We start from the raw sequence: 19,989 nt of genomic DNA on the forward strand, positions 1-19,989 counted from the left end.
TTTAAATGCTCGATACGCTTTACTGATACGTCTTTGCTCTCGATTACTACTCCAGGAGCTGGACATATATGGTTGTATTGGAAAAGTAATTCATGTAAGTGCTCTTCGATTTCGTCTATTGAAGCGATGTACTTTTTAGCAGCCAAATAGGCATCTTCTTTACGCTTACTGCTTAGCCATTGAAAATAAGTGAAAAAACCGAAAGCAAAACCAAAAAAGGTTACAAGGAGCGTGCCGATATCAGTCCACTTCACGTCCGAGAATATATTTTTATGCTCAGTAGCGCCGATACAATATCCGATCACCAATAAACATAGCGCTATAAACAACCCAATTCCATATTTCATAATTTCTTAAACTCGAAGTGTTGCTGCTTAGCTCAAACTAACGCTTTGCTAGGCTTTGTACGAAAAGTTGGCTCGCAAGCAACGCTCTATGCAGGCTACGCATACCATCGCTCTGAAACTGCTCGCTAATTTTTCGTAGCGCGTTGCAAATCGACGTAACTCTTTAAGCCATCCAAAGCAGCGTTCTACCGCGTTTCTCTGGCGGTATCTGTGCTGATCAAAACGCCTCGGCAAACCAGGGCGTGTCTTGCGATGCATTTGACGTTGCGCAATAACGGGTTTTATACCGTGCCTGTCACAGTAACGGCGCAGTTCATCACTGTCATATCCTTTATCAGCGACCACGTAGCGGCTACGTTTGCGAGGCCTTCCAACACGGCCTGGTAGATAAACACTCTCCAGCGTCGAGATGAAATGTCGAGAATCAGCCTGCTGTCCTGGAGACAGGGTAAATGCCAGCGGCCAACCATGGGAATCACATACCAGGTGGATTTTTGTCGTTAAACCACCACGACTACGCCCCAATGCGTGATCTACCGGTTCTTCTGAGCCCCCTTTTTGCCGCCTCCTGCGGCAGCGCGGGTGGCACGTATCGAGGTCGAATCAATCATCCACGTATCCAGATCCATCAGTCCATCTTCACGCAGCCTGAGCTGTAAGCGAGAAAGGATAGCTTCAAACGTGCCATCATCCCGCCATTTTCGAAAGCGCTCATAGGCAGTTGACCAGGGACCATACCGCTCGGGTAGATCTCGCCATTTGGCACCAGAACAGAGCACCCAGAAAATACCATTGAGGACCTGCCGGTCATCCCGCCGGGGCCTGCCCATCACCTGAGTTGGCGACACAATATCTGTAATCTGCGCCCAGTTCTCATTGGATATCTCGTACCGGCCAACCATAATTCATTTCCCCCTATGCTTCTATTGCATGGGAAAACTTAGCAGATATCACTTTTCGTACAAAACCTAAGCGGCAATAAAATAGCTGGCTAAAATTAGCGAGGAACGAGCAAAAGCCAGCTGTTTTTTGTCCGTTTGAGCAACTTGTTATATGCTTTTGATATTATCGACAATATAGGCAAGATTACTATGATATGGGTGCTCTTTCCATGACTGCAATACATCCATTATAGAGTTATGTTCTAGCGATCTAATATATTCTATTGATAATTCTCTAAAAGAGTTATATGCATCTTGTAAAGCTGGAAATTCAACAAGTCTATCGTTAAATACAGTAACAATATCAGTGAAGCATTCTATTTCTTGCACTTCATCCATTTCAAAACAAAAAACATTAAATATTTCAATGAAATCGTCATCACACCCGGTATTATAAAACCCATAAGCCTGTTGTGATGGAATATAGTATGACGATAAAAAGTCAATATATTTTTCTTTCAAAACCTTACTGCTTTCTTCAAGGGTGTCTACATTTTTTAGCGCAGGAAGAAACCTGAATGTATTTTTTTCATCTATTGTCAACCTGTTACCTTCAGCAAAAGACAAAGTTGCCGTCTTTGAAGAATTTAATTTAGCTTTTTTTATTAATTCATCTATTGACTTCGTATTTACAACTTTCCAGTAAAGTATTGGCTCTATATCATCGACACCAATGATACGAACTATTACTACAGGCTCTTGCATTTCACTCCAATATTGAAGATTATTGAGCTTTAAAGAAGTCGACATTTTTTTGGTGTCGGTAGACTTTATTTGGACAGCTATAAACTGTCCAAGAGCTTTGTCACTTTCATCGCATATTTCAATTTGAGCATCCAATCCTATATCAATATCAAGAAGTCGACATGGCCAACCAAATGTTTGCGTTATCCAGTAAGCAAAATAATACTCACCGATATCACCATTTCTATTTTCCTTTGCATAGTACATTGCAACTTCCCTTACTGATGCATATAACAGTGATTATATAGCCAGCTGCATAACCTCAATGAACGCGTCAGCGCGTTCATTGAGGTTATCTAGCCGCCTAAACCAAATCTACCTCATTGATTCTATTGCTAGCAAAGCAAATTTTGGCTGCCTATCAAAAATTCGCATGCTGTCACGATTTGCCATTTTCAATAACACTGTATATAAATACATACCAAGATAAATACAAAGGGATACCCCCATGAAGCTAATGGATAGGGTCCGGGCTACCTTACGGGTGAAACGCTATAGCTTTCGTACTGAGAAGACATATTGCTATTGGATTCGATTTTTCATTCGTTTTCATGGAATACGCCATCCAGCCACAATGGCGGGTGAAGAGGTAAAGCAATTTCTGGAGCACCTTGCCGTTGAAAGGCACGTTGCAGCGGCCACACAAAACCAGGCACTTAATGCCATTGTATTCCTGTATCTCCACGTATTAGACCAACCTCTGGGCGAGATCGGCACGTTCAGCCGAGCTAAACGCCCTCAGCGTTTACCGGTCGTGCTTTCCCACCAAGAGGTGATGCGTGTTTTCGAGCATCTTGCAGGCTCCATGCATCTCATTGCTTCTCTTATGTATGGCTCCGTGTTACGTGTTTCTGAGGCCTGCCGTCTGCGTGTCAAAGACCTCGACTTTTCACGGCAAGTCATTACCGTCCGTGCTGGTAAAGGTAATAAAGACCGGACGACGCTCTTACCACCGTCTTGTATGGCGCCATTGCAATCTCACGTTCACCGGGCAGAGCAGCAACTGAAAAAACGCCTTAAAAATGGCGCGATACCTGTATCGCTACCTCACGCGCTAGACCGAAAGTATCCAAATGCTGGCATCTCCCTTACTTGGCAATGGATTTTTCCTTCATCCAAGCCTTGTTTCGATGCTGATAACCGGGTAGTGCTCCATCATATTCACACCTCTGCCGTCCAAAAAGCGGTGAAACACGCTATGTGCGCGGCGTCTTTAACGCGTCCTGGGTCATGCCATTCTTTGCGTCATAGTTTTGCGACACAGTTGCTTAGCCAAGGTACAGATATTCGCACGGTGCAAGCATTGCTGGGGCACAAAAGCGTCGAAACCACTCAGATATATACGCATGTACTGGATAATGATTTTGCGGGAGTGAAAAGCCCTTTGGGTTAACGGCGCCGCCTGACCAACCTGGATATGTTCGGCCATTTGTCCCCTTGCATCTCCTTCCACCGCCACCTAGACTCGCTGAGTTGAATGCTTGACGGGGTGCCGGTGATATCCGGCTGAGATGGCGCAGGGCGTAGCAATTTTGCTGCCAAGCGCTGGTCCCGCTGAACCTGATCCGGCTAATGCGCTGCTTTTGATGTAGCGCGGGTACCGGCGTAGGGATCAAGCGATGGCGCCGGCTAGCTCTCTCCCACAATCGCTCGCCACCCTTCCGTGCCATTTCCTCGATCTTTTCGCCTGCCCTTCGGATCACCACCACCGGAGGATGTATGGGCTACCGCTTTACTGATTTAACCACTGCCTGCCATGACGATTGGCGCGCCTACATTGAGCACGACTTTGTGCGCCAGCTGGGCAACGCCACGCTGCCTGAAGCGTCATTTCGTCACTACCTGAAGCAGGATTATCTGTTTCTGATTCACTTCGCTCGCGCCTATGCATTGGCCGCCTACAAAAGCCCTACGCTTGCCGATTTGCGCCAGGCCCACGAAGGGTTGAAAACCATTGTGGATGTGGAACTGGGCTTGCACGTGGGCTTTTGTCGCGAGTGGGGTATTTCCGAGGAGGCGCTTGCCGAGCTACAAGAAGCTCGGGCGACCATGGCCTACACCCGCTACGTGTTGGATACCGGCAACCGTGGCGACCTGCTGGATTTACACGTGGCACTTGCTCCTTGCCTGGTGGGCTATGGCGAGATTGCCAACTGGTTGAACGCGCAATCCTCCACAGTGCGTGGCGGCGATAACCCGTTCGATGCCTGGATTGCGATGTACGAAAGCGAGGAGTTTCAGGCGGCCATGCAAGCCGAGCTTGAATGGCTTGACGCACGCCTCGCCGACGTCACCCCTGCCCGCTTTAATGAGCTCAGCAAAATTTTCCGCGATGCTACGCGCCTGGAAATCGACTTCTGGCAGATGGGCCTGGACCTTTCTCATTAATTCCAAGAACAAGGATATAACCGTGAACAAAACCGTTACCCAGAAGACAGCCCGCTTTCTAGCCGAAACCGCCCAAGTGGATGCCGCCGCGATTTCTCCGCTGCCCGGTTCACGCAAGGTGTATCTTGAAGGCTCGCGCCCGGATATCCGCGTGCCGTTTCGGGAAATCAGCCTCTCGCCGACCAAAACGACCAGCGTGGATGAACAGAATCCGCCGCTGCTGGTGTACGACACCTCTGGCCCCTACACCGACCCCAACGCTCAGATTGATCTACGCCGTGGGCTTCCCGCGCTTCGCCGGGCGTGGATTGAGGAGCGCGACGACACCGAGTTTTTAGAAGGCCATACGTCTGAGTACGGCAAACGCCGCGCCAACGACCCCATGCTGGCCCAGCTGCGCTTTGATTTGAAACGCACGCCGCGCCGGGCAAAAGAAGGCAAGAACGTTACCCAGCTGCACTACGCCCGCCAAGGGATTATCACGCCGGAAATGGAATTTATCGCCCTGCGCGAGAACCAGCGCCGCCAAGCACTGGGTAATGCTGAGGTAGAGCGAATTTTGGGCCACCAGCATCGCGGCCAGAGCTTCGGCGCGAGCATCCCAGAAGAGATTACGCCGGAGTTTGTGCGCGATGAAGTCGCTCGCGGGCGGGCGATTATTCCTAATAACATCAACCATCCTGAAAGCGAGCCGATGATTATCGGGCGTAACTTTCTAGTCAAAATTAACGGCAACCTGGGCAACTCAGCCGTTACCTCGTCGATTGAAGAAGAAGTCGACAAAATGACCTGGGGGATTCGCTGGGGCGCGGATACCATCATGGATCTCTCCACCGGGCAGAATATCCACGAAACCCGCGAATGGATTTTGCGTAACTCTCCAGTACCTATCGGTACAGTGCCTATCTACCAAGCGCTGGAGAAGGTCAACGGCGTGGCCGAAAACCTGACCTGGGAGGTGTTTCGCGATACGTTGATCGAGCAGGCCGAACAGGGTGTGGATTACTTCACCATTCACGCAGGCGTTTTGCTGCGCTATGTGCCGCTGACCGCCAACCGGGTGACGGGCATCGTCTCACGCGGCGGTTCGATTATGGCCAAATGGTGTTTGTATCATCATCAGGAGAGCTTTCTTTACACCCACTTCGAGGAGATCTGCGAGATCTGCAAGCAGTACGATGTGGCGTTTTCATTAGGTGACGGCCTGCGCCCAGGCTCTATCGCCGATGCCAATGACGAAGCGCAGATGGCCGAGCTTAAAACCCTGGGTGAGCTGACCCACATTGCCTGGAAGCACGACGTGCAGGTAATGATTGAAGGTCCCGGCCATGTGCCCATGCATCTTGTGAAGGAGAACATGGACAAGCAGCTGGAGTACTGCGACGAAGCGCCCTTCTACACGCTCGGCCCGTTGGTCACGGATATCGCACCAGGCTACGACCATATTACCTCGGGCATTGGGGCGGCGATGATCGGCTGGTTTGGTTGTGCCATGCTCTGCTATGTCACGCCAAAAGAGCACTTGGGCCTGCCCAATAAAGATGACGTCAAGACCGGCATTATTACCTACAAAATTGCCGCCCACGCGGCGGATCTCGCCAAGGGCCACCCGGCAGCACAGCGGCGTGATAACGCGCTTTCCAAGGCGCGGTTTGAATTCCGCTGGGAAGACCAGTTCAATCTGGGCCTCGACCCGGACACCGCGCGGGAATTCCATGATGAAACCCTGCCCAAGGATTCCGCGAAGGTCGCGCATTTTTGCTCCATGTGCGGGCCCAAGTTCTGCTCGATGAAGATTAGCCAGGAAGTGCGCGACACCTACCGCGACCGCACGCCAGAAAGCACTAACGACGCGGAGTCCGTTAAGCGCGGCATGGAAGAGCAGGCGGAGAAATTTCGCCAAACGGGAAGCCAGCTGTACCAGGAAGTGTAAAGCGGTTTAAAAACTCAAGGGTTAAACGCAAACAGGGGCCTGAAAGCCCCTGTTGTCGACGTGTTACGCTAACTTTCGGGTAGTCGCGTTGGCTCCCAAAGATTAAGCAAATAATGCAGGCAAGCCATAACGAGTAGCGTTACTACCAGCGCCACGCTCATGGATGAGAAGCGATACAGCGCGCTATAGACAAGGTCCTGACTGGGGCCTAATGATTGCCCAAACAGAATGCCTAAAGTGGTCATCCCGCCAAACCCAATGCCGGAACCACCGCCTTCAAGTATGTGTTCGCGCCCAAACAGCAATAGCCCCAACCAATAAAGCACAATCGCCAGCAGGAAGTGGTTGCTTTGCGTATAAAGCAGAAGCTGCATTATCAGCGCCAGGTTACACCCCAACAGCGTGCCGATGGCGCGTTTGCGAGCGGATACGCGCGCACCGGCATACCCCATCGCGAACAGCACCAGAATGGTCGCCATTTGTGCCGAGAGCGACCCCTGCAGGTCAAACACCTGAAAAACGACAAAGGAAAGTGTCGCGGTAATGCCGCCCATCAGCGTTTCATGGCGCATCTGCGCTTTCGTCTTGGTGCTTTTGGGCGGCGGTTGGCGGGGCTCAACGTCGGGGAAAAGTGTGTACATCAGCATGGCGATGAACACGGCAAGCACACTGGCCACAAAATTGGAGGCCAACAAATCCGCTAGATCGACGCTGGGGTAGCTCGCAAAATGCAGCAGGATGCTTAAGGTTAATACGCCATTGGCCCCAAACAGAAACAACGGGCCTTTTGCCATCAAGCTAAACCGAAACAGGAACATACCCAACACGACCAGCGTCATCACCACCGGCATATGTTTAAGTAGGCCGACCACCAGGCTGACTTCCAGCGCATTCACCGATACGTTACCTAAAAACTGGCGAATAATGCTGATATTCAGAATGGGCACCATACCCAGCAAAAACATCGGAAAAACGGTAAAGAAGACGCCGTAGTTCCAACCCATTAACTGACTGATAATAAATCCGAGCGTGCCACCACCAGCCACCCGCAAACACTGGCGAAGGGCATTCTCACTCAGGCGATGGTAAGCAGGTGCCTCTGGGCCAGCGCCGCTACGGCGGGGCGTGCGCTTAAAAAAACTACGCAACACGTGACTGATTGACCACGTGCTGGCATCCGCCGGTTTTGTATCAGCGGGCCCTGCAGTAGTAGAGCCCGCATCAGTAGACATAATGTAGCCAACTGATCAGATGCGTTTGTAGCCATGCAAAGGGGTGCGCCAGCGCATGTTCTCCCGGCAGCAGTTGCACCGTTGCCCGGGCACCGCTTGGCAGCAGCGCCGCAATGGGTTCGTTGAGGGCAACATGAATACGCAAACGCTGCGCATCGCGCACCCAGCGGTCAGAGGTAGGAATATCCGCCAGCTGCCCATCAGCGGTCAGTTGCCCTTCCCGCACGCCAGCATCAAAAGCACTGACCTGCCCTTCAAAGATATGCCCAGGCATGGCATCAAAGATCACCGCAGCCGAGTCGCCGGGCAGTACGTGGCGTAGGCTTTTTTCACGGAAGTCGGCAACGATATCCATGTTCTGAGTCACCAGTGCAATCACTGGCTGCCCTGCCTGAACATAGTCGCCCACCTGAAGCTGCAAGTTCGTCACCTGGCCTGACTCTGCCGCCCGCACTTCGGTACGTTCGACGTCCAACTGCGCTTTCTCAAGGGCGTTGTCGGCTTGGCGCAAGCGCAGGTTGGTATTTCCGTTCTCGCCTAGCTGTACTTCCAGGCTCTGTATGTTCGCCTCGGCGGAAGCCACGTCTGCCAGGGCGGTATGCTCAGCCGCTACCTGCTGCTCGTACTGCTGGCGTGAAATACTCTGCCGCCCCACCAGGGTTTCGCCACGGCGCCGCTCGCTGCTGCGCTCCTCCGCAACGGCCTGGGCAGAGGCCAGCACCGCCCGGGCGGCGGCAAGCTCTGCTTCAAGGCGCGTGTTTTCGCGCTCAGCCTGCTCACGATTTAGCCGCGCTTGATCAAGGGCAAGCTGAAAGGGCTCGGGGTCCAGACGAAACAGCACATCGCCTTTAGCAACCTGCTGATGGTCACGCACGGCCACTTCTTTCACTGGCGCGCTGAGCTCTGGCGCCACACGGGCAACCGGGCGCATTACCCTGGCCTCGGGCGTCATGGGCATGAAGCTGTCAGCTATCAAGAAATAGATAAACAGCAGTGCAAAGGCAGCCAGCGCTACCTTCACCCAGCGGGCGAATTTTTGATCAGGGGACATGAAGTTTTACTCGTTGATTTGCGCACCTTCTGCGTACGCGCAGAGCGCTTATGGCCAGCGCATGCTTAATGGAATAGCGTATTTTAGCAAATGATTAGCAAGCTAACAATAAGCCACCCTTCTGCTTTATGAACGTTATTGAGTAGCGTCCTTGGCTGCCTGCAGAAAAACCCTATAAAAAAACCCCAGAGCCAAAAGGCCCTGGGGTTGGATACACCACTAACGCGTTTTAAGCGTTAATCATTAAAAACGGTATTTTAAGCCCACACTTGCGGCATCGAAATCGTAGGCAGACTTGTCCAGATAACGCATGTAATCAGCGCTGATGGCCAGATTGTTGGCGACATCAATTTCACCGCCCGCGCCATAGGAGAAACCGCTTTCTCTGTCGTGGTCGAAGTCCACTTCAGTGACACCGACCAGACCATAAAGGCGCGCATTGGGGGTAATAGGCGCGATGCCTTTTGCGTAAGCACCTACCAGGTAATCCAGCTTGGTATCACCATCGGAGCCACCGGCACCCAGATGCCCTTCGAGCGCGAAGTAATCATTGAACTGCGCGCCACCGCGTAAACGCAGGCCTACGTCGTTACGTGAGGAACCGCGGTCAGGGTCAAGGTTCCAAAACATGGCGTCGCCCGCCACGTAACCTTCAGGGTAACCCAATGATTGCTGTGCCTGGGCTGATGCAGCGAATGCACCCGCGCCGACCAAGAGTGCCGCAGAAGTGAGTGATAATACGGTCATCTTCATCGTCATGTACCTCCGTTAAAAAACAGTGTTTCCTTACACAGATTCATTGTGGTACATGTCCGGAAAGAACGCAACGTTTACCGCCCCTTGGATAGGCTAAGTGCGACAATACCACCCACCACAACAGCCCCGCCCAATAACTGGCCTGGGCTTAGCGTTTGCCCTAATACGAAATAGCCGATCACCAAAGAGGCGACAGGTTCGATATTCATGACCGGGGCGTTGCGCGCCATATCCAGGCGCGGCACAAAAATAAACAGTGTCGAGAACGCGGTGGCGTAGAGCAGCGCCAAAAGCCCCAAACCCACCCAGCCTTGGCTATTGTCAGGTAGGCTCATGCCGCCTGGCACGACACCTAAAACCCCGCCGATTACCATGGCGAAAAACACGGTTTGCATGGTTAAAAGACTGCGCAGCGTGCTGCCTACCTGGGATAAACGGTGCTCGGTAACCCATAGCGCGCAGGCGAAAACGAACGCGGCCAGCAACCCAAATCCAATACCGGCGACCCATTCCGGCCCCATACTGTCAGCACTGGAAAGCCACGCAGGAATATCCAGCACGACCAACAGCCCGATTAAAATGGTCCCCATAATAAGGCAGCTGCGAAGCGTTGGACGCGGCCCGCCCAGCGCCCAACTCAATAGTGCTAACTGAATGGGGAAGGTATTGACCAACAGTAGCGCAATAACGACAGGAAGCCGCGCAACCGCTGAATAAAGGCTGACACTTTGAATGGTGATAAGAAGACCTACCACCAATTGCCAGGGCCAAGTGCCCGAAGGCAGCCATAAGCGTTTCTTCTGAACGATCACAAGGGCGAGCAGGATCAAACAGGCTACCCCGGAACGCGTTAATACGGCCAGCAGTAACCCTGTACCGTTATCAAAGGCAAGCCTAGCCGATACATGGTTGGCAGCGAACATGGTGCCAACGGTCATTAACAGCAAAATGGCCAAGTGGCGCGGCAGGTGGTTGGGTAACGAGGACGTAGTCATAGGCTCCAGGCAGCAAAAGAACGTTAACCGCCAAGCATGCCCGGATTTGAGTCGAATGGCTAAACAAATATCCGCCTACGTTAATGCCCCTTGCCGCCTGCCACACTAAAGTACAAACTAAACCTTTACTCTTTTGGTAGATTCTTTATGAATGCACCGGTGCTGGTTATTAATTGTGGTTCATCCTCTATTAAATACGCACTGATCGATCCGGCCCCTGATGCCCCGCGCTTAGCAGGCTTGGCAGAGCGCTTAGGCAGCGCCGATGCCCGTTTAAAAGGAATAAATAGCGCGGGGGGAAGCTTTAGCCATGCACTCCCCAATGCTGACCATACTCAAGCGCTCAACGCCATTTTAAACAGCCTGGAAGGACGCATTCCTGGCGCTATTGGGCATCGCATTGTTCATGGCGGAGAGAAGTTTACTCAGGCCGCCTTGATTGATAGTGATGTTATCAGTGCGATTAAGGCCACCGCCGCGCTGGCGCCCCTGCATAACCCTGCCAACCTGGCAGGCATCAGCGCTACTCAAAAGATATTTCCAGCACTACCTCAGGTTGCGGTATTCGATACCGCGTTTCACCAAACCCTCCCCGTAAAAGCTTACCGCTATGCCCTGCCAGAGAGCCTCTACGCTGAACACGGCATTCGTCGCTACGGGTTTCATGGCACTAGCCACGCCTTTGTTAGCCAGCGTGCGGCCGAGCTTAGCCCTCGCGGTGCGGGCGGTTGGTTAACAGCCCACTTGGGCAACGGCTGTTCCACCGCAGCGGTGTGGAATAATCAAAGCCTGGACACCAGCATGGGCCTTACCCCGCTGGAAGGCCTGGTGATGGGCACGCGCAGCGGCGACGTCGACCCAGGCTTGCACGCCCATTTACACCGCCAGCTGGGCTGGTCGATGGACAAGATTGATGATGTGCTGAATAAGCAAAGCGGGCTATTGGGGCTTTCTGGCTTAACCAACGACATGCGCGAAGTCGAGGAAGCAGCCGAGCAGGGTCATGCAAGAGCCATGCTGGCGCTAGACGTGTTTTGCTACCGCATTGCCAAGTCGCTTGCTGCTCTATCTTGCGCACTGCCGACGCTTGATGGCGTCATTTTTACCGGCGGCATCGGTGAGAACTCTCCTCTTGTACGCCGCCGCGTTATCAGCCTGCTGCCTCACTTTGGCTTTGCCCTTGATGAGGCGAGCAATGACGTGATGATTCGCGGCAAAGAGGGCAAGCTGGACAGGGCAAATCATCAGGGCCCCGAAGCCTGGGTTATTCCTACCGACGAAGAAGGCCGTATCGCAATGGAAACACGTCAATGCCTGGAGGCCCACGCATGAGTTCGCCCCCTTCTCAACCCCAAGCCATTCTTCTAGTGCCCACAAGCATGGGGGCCGGGTTAACCTCGGCCTGCTTAGGCTTGATTCAGGCGCTCGACACCATTGGCCTTAAAGCCGGTTTTTTGAAGCCGTTTATGCAAAAAGAGCTGAACGGCCCAGGCCTTGATCGCTCAACGGCACTGGTGTCTCGCACGCTCAACCTGCGCCCGCCTTCGCCGATCTCACAAACCCGGCTGGAGCGCCTGCTGCGCGATGACCAAACCGATGAGCTATTGGAAAATGTGGTCGAGTTATATGAACAGGTAACGCAACAGGCTGAGCGGGACGGTAACGCGCTGGATTTAGTCGTAGTGGAAGGCGTAGTGCCTACCCAGTACACCACGTACGCGACGCAAACCAATGCTCAACTGGCGCATGCACTTAATGCCCGCATCATCCTGGTGGGCACCGGGGATTTAAACGAGCCACAGGCACTTGCTGAAGAGCTTGATATGCACGCCAGAAGCTTTGGCGGGGTTAGCTCGACCCGCACGTTGGGCGGCATCCTGATGCGCATGAAAAACCTGCCTTACGGCCAGGAAGATGACCTTTCGGCAGCGCCGGGCACCATTAAGCCGCAGCTTGAAGAGTCGGTACTTAACGAGCTTCGCGGCTATTCACCGTCACTGGCCACCGACAGTTTTCACCTAATCGGTATCGTGCCTTACAGCAAAACACTCAATGCCCCCCGCACGCTGGACGTGGCACGGGCACTGAGTGCCAAGGTGCTAAACGAAGGCGATGCGGCAAGCCGCCGGGTAATGTCGACAAGCCTGTGCGCGCGTAGTGCTGCGAATGCCCTGCATATTTTCACACCCGGTAGCCTGGTGGTGGCGTCTGGCGACCGTGACGACGTCGTGCTGGCATCCGCCCTCGCTACCATGAACGGCACTCAGTTGGCGGGCATATTGCTGACCAATGGTTTTTTGCCTAACGACAATATGATTGAGATGTGTCGCCCGGCGCTTAGAACCGGCCTGCCCGTGCTGGCGGTTGAAACCGACAGTCTGACCACCGCTCAAAACTTGAGCCAGCTTAGCAGCGAAATCCCCGTTGATGATTTCGAGCGTGCCGAGCAAGTGGCGCGCTTTGTCGCTGCCCATATCGACCTTGAATGGCTAAAAGACAAGTTAAGCCACGGCTATGCACGGCGCTTATCACCTTCAGCGTTTCGCTATCAGTTGGTCAAACAGGCGCAGCACGCAAAAAAACGGATCGTACTGCCGGAAGGCGACGAACCCCGCACAGTGGAGGCAGCGATTATTTGTCAGCGGCGCGGCATTGCCAACTGCGTGCTGTTGGGCAGTCGTGAAAACATCGAGGAAGTGGCGCGTAACCGCGGTTTAGCACTGCCCGGCGAGTTGACGATTATCGACCCCGAAAGCACGCGTGCCCACTATATCGCGCCCATGGTAGAACGCCGGCGTGGCAAGCTTAACGAACTCACTGCTGAGGCCCAGCTACAGGATAACGTGGTGCTTGGCACCATGATGCTCCAGCTGGATGAAGTCGATGGCCTTGTCTCGGGTGCTATCCACACCACCGCTAACACCGTGCGCCCGGCGTTTCAGCTGATAAAGACCGCGCCAGAATATAGCCAGGTATCATCGATCTTCTTTATGCTGCTGCCCGAGCAGGTAGTGGTGTATGGCGATTGTGCGGTGAACCCGGACCCGGATGCCGAAACGCTGGCTGAAATAGCCCTGCAAAGCGCTCGCTCCGCAGAAGCGTTTGGTATTGAGCCGCGCGTGGCCATGATCAGCTACTCAACGGGAGATTCAGGCACCGGCGCGGATGTCGATAAAGTGCGTGAAGCTACGCGCATCGCCAAAGAGCGTGCCCCGCACTTATTGATCGATGGCCCGCTTCAGTACGATGCAGCCGCCATTGAGAGCGTGGGCAAACAGAAAGCGCCAGATTCGCCCGTAGCGGGCCGCGCCACCGTCTTTGTATTCCCGGACCTGAACACCGGCAACACGACCTACAAAGCGGTGCAGCGTAGTGCCCGCGTAGTGAGCGTTGGCCCCATGCTGCAAGGCTTAAACAAGCCAGTGAATGATCTTTCCCGAGGCGCACTGGTGGATGATATCGTCTATACCATCGCGCTGACCGCTATTCAGGCAAGCCAGCGAGAAGCGTAACCCCGTCATCGCACCTGATAAGCTTCGCCGGTGCGACCAATGGTAAGTAAGCGTTAAGACAAGAAAAAGCCCCGGCCAGTTTAACTGCCCGGGGCTTTTCTCATTCAACCACTTAGCGGTGTGGGTCAATCACGCCCACATTATTGGCACCATGGATTCCAACACAATCACCAGGCTCATTGCGGTGATGGTCAAAATCGATACGCCAAATACGCGTTTGGCCCAGCGTACATCATCATCCAGCCGGTAGCCGCAAATCGCCAGGTAGAGCCAGTAGCCCCCCATGGTCAGTGCGACACACAGGTAGCCAGTACCTGCCTGACTTGCCAGTACCAAAGCCAATGAGGCGGGAATAAACGCCACAATGTAGCCAAGGATGTGATGCTTTGCGCGCTTGATCCCGTGAACAACAGGCAGAACGGGAATCGAAGCGCGTTGGTAATCGGCATAGCGGAAAATCGCAATGGCATAGGAGTGAGGCATCTGCCAGAGGCAGAAGATTAACAGCAGAACCATCGCTCCACTGTCAAAGGTACCCGTCACTGCGCAGTACCCGATCACGGGCGGCATAGCGCCTGACAAGCTGCCTACTACCGTGCCGTATTCGGAGTTGCGCTTCATATAGAGACTATACAGCCCCACATACACGCCCCATCCGATAACAGCCAAGGCCACCGTCAACCCATTGGTGCCCAATGCCAAGCAGACCACACCACTGATACCCAGAAACGCCGACAAGCCCAATGCTTGCGTGATAGAGACGCTTCCTCTCACCAGAGGACGATGGCGCGTGCGCGCCATCAGAGCATCAATGTCCCTATCAATCACGTTGTTACAGGCACAGCCTGAGGCGATCACTAATGCGATCCCCAACATGACCGAAGCAAACGTCACCAGATCGAATTCACCATGCGCGGCTAGAAAGTAGCCACCAAGGGCGGCAATGAGATTGCCGCCAATGATTCCTGGTTTGGTTAGCTCAAGCAGATCGTGCCACCGGTTGGGCATTCTGGTTAGCCGATCATCATGTTGAGATGTAGATGCTGCATGATCCACAGCGAACCTCCTACCACTAGGCCGAGAATCAGCACCGTAAAGACGAAGGAAAGCATGTTCCAGCCATCTTCAGTCTTGAAGTCCAAGTGCATGAACATCACAAGCTGAACTAGCACCTGCAAAACGGCCGTCACAGTGATGATTCCCACGTTCACGGGTAAGCTGAACGAACCCAGCATAACCGCGCCAAATGGAATGACAGTCAGGACTAACGACAACACAAGACCCGTTACATAGGACTTTACGGTGCCGTGACCGGACGGTTGGCTAGAAGAACTCATACCAGCACTCCCATCAAGTAGACGAAGGAGAAGACACAGATCCAGACGATATCCAGGAAGTGCCAGAACAAGCTCAAGCACAGGATACGCGGACGCGTTTTATCATTCAGACCTTTAGTCGACAACTGAACCAGCATGACCAGAATCCAGATCATACCGAACATTACGTGCAGACCGTGGGTACCTACCAGTGTAAAGAACGCTGACAGGAAGGCGCTGCGATCCGGGCCCCACCCTTCATTGATAAAGTGATGGAATTCATAGATTTCCATGCCCAGGAACATCAGGCCCAGCACGAACGTAATACCCAGCCACATTTTCACCTGGCCGACGCGATTGGCATTCATTGCCAGAACGCCCATGCCGAAGGTGAAACTACTGATCAGCAGTGCAAAGGTGCCGAAGAGAATCAAGGGTAGTTCAAAAATATCCGCGCCGGTCGGCCCACCTGCCGTGCCCCTCATGAGCACGGCGTAGGTGGCGAATAGTGTTCCGAAGATCACTAAGTCGCTCATTAGGTAGACCCAGAAACCAAATACCTTGGTAGGACCGGCATCGTGGTGCTCATGCTCTTCAGCATGGGCATCGTGATGTAGGGATTCAGTAGCCATTACGCCTGGGCCTCCACACGTTGTTGATGAGCACGTTCGATTCGCTCGACCTCTGCAGCAGGCACGTAGTAATCGATATCGTCGTTAGATACCCGCATCAGGAAGCTCACCAGCATGCCGATTGCACTGAACCCAGCCAGCCACCAGATGTGCCATACCATGGCGAAACCAAAGATCATCGCAAAGACACTGATGACAGGTCCGGCCACCGTGTTCCTCGGCATATGGATATCCGTGTAAGGAGCATTGTCCAGTTGCTCGTTGCCACGCTGCTTTTGTGACCAGAAGCTGTCGATATCACCAACGACGGGCAGGCGTGCAAAGTTGTAGAACGGAGGCGGTGAAGAGGTTGCCCACTCCAGCGTACGGCCATCCCATGGGTCGCCGGTCACATCCGCATACTTATCGCGGTTACGCACGCTTACGTAGAACTGGATGAGCGTACAAGCGATACCCGCAGCAATCAGCAGTGCACCGACCAAGGCAACGATAAACCAGGGCTGCCATTCAGTGTTCGGGTAAGAGTTCATGCGGCGTACGGCACCGTAGAAGCTCAGTACGTATAGCGGCATGAATGCCACGTAGAAACCTGATACCCAGAACCAGAAAGAGCGCTTGCCCCACTTCTCGTCAAGCGTGAAGCCAAAGGCTTTCGGGAACCAGTAGGTCAGACCCGCCATCATGCCGAAGACCACACCACCAACGATAACGTTATGGAAGTGGGCAATAACGAACAGACTGTTGTGTAGCACGAAGTTTGCCGCCGGCAGCGCCAGCATAACGCCTGTCATACCACCGAGGACGAAGGTGATAATAAAACCCAGCGTCCAGAGTGTCGGCGAGGTCATTTCCAGGCGTCCACGGAAGATAGTGAACAGCCAGTTAAAGACTTTCACCCCAGTCGGTACGGCGATGATCATTGTCATGATGCCGAAGAAGGCATTGACGTTGGCGCCTGCGCCCATGGTAAAGAAGTGGTGCAACCAAACGATGAATGACAGGATCGTGATCGCGATCGTTGCCCATACCATGGTGTGGTAACCGAACAGACGCTTGCGTGCAAAGGTCGCAATAACTTCTGAAAACACACCGAAGGCCGGCAGAATCAGAATGTAAACCTCAGGGTGGCCCCACGCCCAGATAAGGTTGACGTACATCATCATGTTGCCGCCCATATCGTTCGTGAAGAAATTCATCCCCAGGTAACGATCCAGCGTCAGCATGGCAATAGTAGCGGTCAAAATCGGGAAGGAGGCAATGATCAGTACGTTGGCGCACAGCGACGTCCAGGTAAAGATCGGCATGCGGAACAGGGTCATGCCCTTGGTACGCATTTTCAGGATAGTAACGAAGAAGTTAATACCCGTTAACGTGGTACCTATCCCGGATATCTGCAACGCCCATATCCAGTAATCGACCCCGACCCCGGGACTGTACTCTATCCCCGATAACGGCGCGTAAGCCAACCAACCAGTGGTAGCGAACTCACCCACGAACAGAGAAATGTTGACCAGCATAGCCGAAACCGCGAACAGCCAGAAACTCAGGTTGTTCAGGAACGGGAACGCAACATCGCGCGCACCGATCTGTAACGGAATAACCAGGTTCATCAGGCCGATAACCATAGGCATGGCCACGAAGAAGATCATGATAACGCCGTGGGCGGTAAAGATCTGGTCGTAGTGGTCAGGCGGCAAAATGCCCATCGAACCACCTGCGGCTACCGCCTGCTGCACACGCATCATCAGGGCATCAGCAAAACCGCGCAGCAGCATGATAAGCGCCACGATGAAATACATGATACCGAGCTTTTTATGGTCAACGGAGGTGAACCACTCGTTCCATAGCCAGCCCCACTTACGGAAATAGGTCAGCGCGCCTAACAACGCCGCGCCGCCTAGAATCCCCACGAGACCCGCAAGAACCAGAATGGGTTCGTGAAGGGGAATTGCTTCTAGGGTTAATTTACCGAACACGGTTACTCTCCCGCCTCATTGCTCACAGGTTGGCCTTCTTCAGCCTCGCCACTCGCTTGGTTGTCGGTCGTTTGATAGGCTTCATTGCTATCGATAGCTGGTGCGCGAGGCGCATCTTGAGTGTCGGTTTCAGGGTTGCTGCCAGTACGGAAGCTGGAGACCAGACGCTCATAGAACTCAGGTGTAACACTTGCGAAGTACTCAACGGGGTTGAACGAAGAGCGCTCAGCCAATTGTGAGTAGCCTTCTGGGTAGGTCAGCGTTTGTGGTGACTGCCGAACCTCTTCTACCCACGCATCAAAGTCTTCATCTGATGTCGCGTGAGCATCGAAGATCATTCCAGAGAAACCTGCACCGCTATAGTTGGTCGAACGACCGCTATAGGTACCGATCTCATTAGCTTCGAGATAAACGTCATTATCCATTCCTGCCATGGCATAAATCTGGCTGCCTAGTCGAGGAATGAAGAAAGAGTTCATCACCGAACCGGAGCTCACTCGGAAGCGGACGGGCGTATCAACCGGGAATGCCACTTCATTTACCGTTGCAATACCTTGCTCGGGATAAATGAACAGCCATTTCCAATCAAGTGCCACGACTTGGATTTCAAGCTCAGGTGTATCACTTTCAAGTGCGCGATGGGGGTCAAGGTCGTGTGAACTTTTCCAGGTAATTACGCCCAAAATAGCGACGATTACGACAGGAACTAGCCAAACAATGCCCTCGATCCAGTTAGAGTGCGCCCAGTCAGGAAGGTATTCAGCCATCGTATTGCTACGGCGATAGTACCAGCCAAACACTATCGTCATAACAATAACGGGGATGACCACGATCAGCATCAAGCCAAATGAACTCAGGATCAGTGAACGCTGGGTTTCACCAACGACACCTTTTGGGTCCATCAAGGCCGAGCTACAGCCTGCAAGCAGCAAGCACAGCGCAATGAGCACCAGAGTGCCTGACCTGCGCCAGTAGGAAGGTTGTTGCATGGTGCGATCTCGTCAGAGTTGCGTTACAAAACTAGCCGTCAAACAGCAAGCCAAACGATATGCCATATGTCAGCTAACTAACACCCCATACTCTTCCCAAAACACTCTGCCAAAGGTACTGCCTGTGCTCCGGGAAAAACATGCGCTACCGGGATTAGAAGCAGGTAGCGGATTGAACCGACATCCTAACATGAAGGAGGCCCGCTCTAACCGGCGTATCTTCCTTTGATCCAGGCAACGAATCAAAGCGACGATTTGACGCACCTAGCCGCACCCTCTTAACGCGGTTGTTCATAAGTAGATGAAACAGAAAGGTGGGTAAGCACACGCCCCGTAAAATGGGTAAATAACGCGGGCGCGCTGCCCTCATTAGTCACAACAATGTCAAAATCGTTCAATGACGCGAAATAGGCGGGGCGAATCATGCCGATTTTACTCGCGTCGATCACTAATAAGCGCTGCGAAGCACAGGCAATAGCCGCCTGCTTGGGGGCTACTTCATGAAAGTGAAAACAACTAACGCCCCGCGTGCAATCAACCCCAGCAGCGGAAATAAATGCCTTATTGATACCGATACGCTCAATGGCGGCGCGCATGTCATCGCTGCCAAATGATTGTGATGACACATAAAATAGCCCGCCCAATAGCACCAAACGCACATTGGGTAGCGTCGATACCGCCGTGGCGACATTTAACGCATAGGTCACCACCGTTAGCTCATGAAAATTTCCCAGCTGCCCCAAAAGAGGCACCAGCGTTGAGCCGCAATCAATAAACAGCGTATCGCCCTCTTCAATAAAGCTTGCGGCCCGCTTGCAGAGCAAGTGCTTTAACGGATAGTCGTTGGCTTGCTGCTCCGCCAAATCGTACGCAGGAGTGTTACTTGGGTAACTTGCCATTACCAACCTTCCGCCCAGCAGCGTTAACGCAGAAGGCTGCGTTGAAAGGTCGCGGCGTATGGTCATTTCTGAAACACCGCATAAACTAGCGGCGTCACGTAAATGCAACGTACCACCACCAGCAAGCGTTTCCTGAAGCAATGCCAACCGCTGGGCGCTACGGTCGCTCATACCAAGTATCTCCTCATTACCGTTATTATCCGCTTTATAATGTGTCGTGTATGGCGGGTGCCATGACCATTGTTACCCAACGGCGTGCTTAGCCTATGGCCGAGACG

18 protein-coding genes and 1 riboswitch are annotated in these 19,989 nt (G+C 53.1%); of the genes, 5 read left to right on the forward strand and 13 right to left on the reverse strand.

Translation table 11 applies throughout. The features are described from left to right. From FKN99_RS11615 to FKN99_RS11625, 3 genes are all read right to left on the reverse strand, one after another. Positions 1 to 347, reverse strand: a 347-nt coding sequence (locus FKN99_RS11615) for a hypothetical protein (RefSeq protein WP_216658070.1), incomplete at its 3' end; no start/stop codon positions are given. A gap of 48 nt (positions 348 to 395) precedes the next feature. Beyond that, a protein-coding gene (locus FKN99_RS11620) for an IS5 family transposase (RefSeq protein ID WP_087110723.1) occupies positions 396 to 1,249 on the reverse strand; the annotation gives its coding sequence in 2 pieces (ribosomal slippage) (positions 396 to 893 and positions 896 to 1,249; 852 coding nt in all). A 147-nt stretch (positions 1,250 to 1,396) separates the two neighbouring features. Then, positions 1,397 to 2,239 carry a DUF4365 domain-containing protein gene (locus FKN99_RS11625; protein ID WP_172118004.1) on the reverse strand — a complete coding sequence of 281 codons (843 nt, stop codon included), beginning with the start codon at positions 2,237 to 2,239 and terminating at the stop codon, positions 1,397 to 1,399. Positions 2,240 to 2,480: 241 nt separating this feature from the next. Between FKN99_RS11625 and FKN99_RS11630 the strand changes: the two genes are divergently transcribed. The 3 genes from FKN99_RS11630 to thiC all read left to right on the forward strand — a co-directional run bounded on the left by FKN99_RS11630 (position 2,481) and on the right by thiC (position 6,353). Next, on the forward strand, positions 2,481 to 3,425 hold the full coding sequence (locus FKN99_RS11630; RefSeq protein ID WP_172118005.1) for an integron integrase: 945 nt from the start codon (positions 2,481 to 2,483) through the stop codon (positions 3,423 to 3,425). Positions 3,426 to 3,507: 82 nt separating this feature from the next. After that, a riboswitch (TPP riboswitch) is annotated at positions 3,508 to 3,661 on the forward strand. Between the two features lie 90 nt (positions 3,662 to 3,751). Further along, positions 3,752 to 4,420 (forward strand): thiaminase II, encoded by a 669-nt coding sequence (gene tenA, locus FKN99_RS11635; protein ID WP_172118006.1) that lies wholly within the window; start codon positions 3,752 to 3,754, stop codon positions 4,418 to 4,420. Positions 4,421 to 4,442: 22 nt separating this feature from the next. After that, on the forward strand, positions 4,443 to 6,353 hold the full coding sequence (thiC, locus tag FKN99_RS11640) for a phosphomethylpyrimidine synthase ThiC (RefSeq protein ID WP_319941283.1): 1,911 nt from the start codon (positions 4,443 to 4,445) through the stop codon (positions 6,351 to 6,353). Positions 6,354 to 6,421: 68 nt separating this feature from the next. Here the strand turns inward: thiC and FKN99_RS11645 are convergent, their stop codons facing one another. From FKN99_RS11645 to FKN99_RS11660, 4 genes are all read right to left on the reverse strand, one after another. Then, positions 6,422 to 7,585 carry a DUF2955 domain-containing protein gene (locus FKN99_RS11645; RefSeq protein ID WP_172118007.1) on the reverse strand — a complete coding sequence of 388 codons (1,164 nt, stop codon included), beginning with the start codon at positions 7,583 to 7,585 and terminating at the stop codon, positions 6,422 to 6,424. Further along, positions 7,575 to 8,636, reverse strand: a complete 1,062-nt coding sequence (locus FKN99_RS11650) for an HlyD family secretion protein (RefSeq protein ID WP_172118008.1) — start codon at positions 8,634 to 8,636, stop codon at positions 7,575 to 7,577. Before FKN99_RS11650 ends, FKN99_RS11645 begins: the two co-directional genes overlap by 11 nt. 243 nt (positions 8,637 to 8,879) lie before the next feature. Next, positions 8,880 to 9,389, reverse strand: coding sequence for a porin family protein (locus FKN99_RS11655; RefSeq protein ID WP_172118193.1), 510 nt, complete (start codon positions 9,387 to 9,389; stop codon positions 8,880 to 8,882). Between the two features lie 77 nt (positions 9,390 to 9,466). After that, positions 9,467 to 10,387, reverse strand: coding sequence for an EamA family transporter (locus FKN99_RS11660; RefSeq protein ID WP_172118009.1), 921 nt, complete (start codon positions 10,385 to 10,387; stop codon positions 9,467 to 9,469). Between the two features lie 147 nt (positions 10,388 to 10,534). On the opposite strand from FKN99_RS11660, the gene FKN99_RS11665 reads away from it, so the two are divergent. Both FKN99_RS11665 and pta read left to right on the forward strand, forming a co-directional pair. Continuing rightward, positions 10,535 to 11,719: an acetate/propionate family kinase gene (locus FKN99_RS11665; RefSeq protein ID WP_172118010.1), complete on the forward strand. Its 1,185-nt coding sequence runs from the start codon at positions 10,535 to 10,537 to the stop codon at positions 11,717 to 11,719. Beyond that, entirely contained in the window at positions 11,716 to 13,899 is a 2,184-nt protein-coding gene (gene pta, locus FKN99_RS11670; RefSeq protein WP_172118011.1) for a phosphate acetyltransferase, read from the forward strand. The genes FKN99_RS11665 and pta overlap by 4 nt, the downstream gene beginning before the upstream one ends. 129 nt (positions 13,900 to 14,028) lie before the next feature. Here the strand turns inward: pta and cyoE are convergent, their stop codons facing one another. From cyoE to FKN99_RS11700, 6 genes are all read right to left on the reverse strand, one after another. Continuing rightward, a complete protein-coding gene (cyoE, locus tag FKN99_RS11675; RefSeq protein ID WP_172118012.1) occupies positions 14,029 to 14,955 on the reverse strand; it encodes a heme o synthase in 927 nt (308 codons plus the stop codon). Then, positions 14,913 to 15,236, reverse strand: coding sequence for a cytochrome o ubiquinol oxidase subunit IV (cyoD, locus tag FKN99_RS11680; RefSeq protein ID WP_087108378.1), 324 nt, complete (start codon positions 15,234 to 15,236; stop codon positions 14,913 to 14,915). Before cyoD ends, cyoE begins: the two co-directional genes overlap by 43 nt. Next, positions 15,233 to 15,847 carry a cytochrome o ubiquinol oxidase subunit III gene (gene cyoC, locus FKN99_RS11685; RefSeq protein ID WP_172118013.1) on the reverse strand — a complete coding sequence of 205 codons (615 nt, stop codon included), beginning with the start codon at positions 15,845 to 15,847 and terminating at the stop codon, positions 15,233 to 15,235. Before cyoC ends, cyoD begins: the two co-directional genes overlap by 4 nt. Beyond that, entirely contained in the window at positions 15,847 to 17,823 is a 1,977-nt protein-coding gene (gene cyoB, locus FKN99_RS11690) for a cytochrome o ubiquinol oxidase subunit I (RefSeq protein WP_172118014.1), read from the reverse strand. The genes cyoC and cyoB overlap by 1 nt, the downstream gene beginning before the upstream one ends. A gap of 2 nt (positions 17,824 to 17,825) precedes the next feature. Next, complete coding sequence (cyoA, locus tag FKN99_RS11695) at positions 17,826 to 18,812, reverse strand: ubiquinol oxidase subunit II (RefSeq protein WP_172118015.1); 987 nt, start codon at positions 18,810 to 18,812, stop codon at positions 17,826 to 17,828. Positions 18,813 to 19,090: 278 nt separating this feature from the next. After that, the gene (locus FKN99_RS11700) at positions 19,091 to 19,882 is read right to left on the reverse strand and encodes a DeoR/GlpR family DNA-binding transcription regulator (protein WP_172118016.1); all 792 of its coding nucleotides are present in this window, start codon (positions 19,880 to 19,882) and stop codon (positions 19,091 to 19,093) included. Positions 19,883 to 19,989: the final 107 nt, after the last annotated feature.

Source organism: Halomonas hibernica (assembly GCF_013183775.1).
Lineage (GTDB): Bacteria > Pseudomonadota > Gammaproteobacteria > Pseudomonadales > Halomonadaceae > Vreelandella > Vreelandella citrativorans.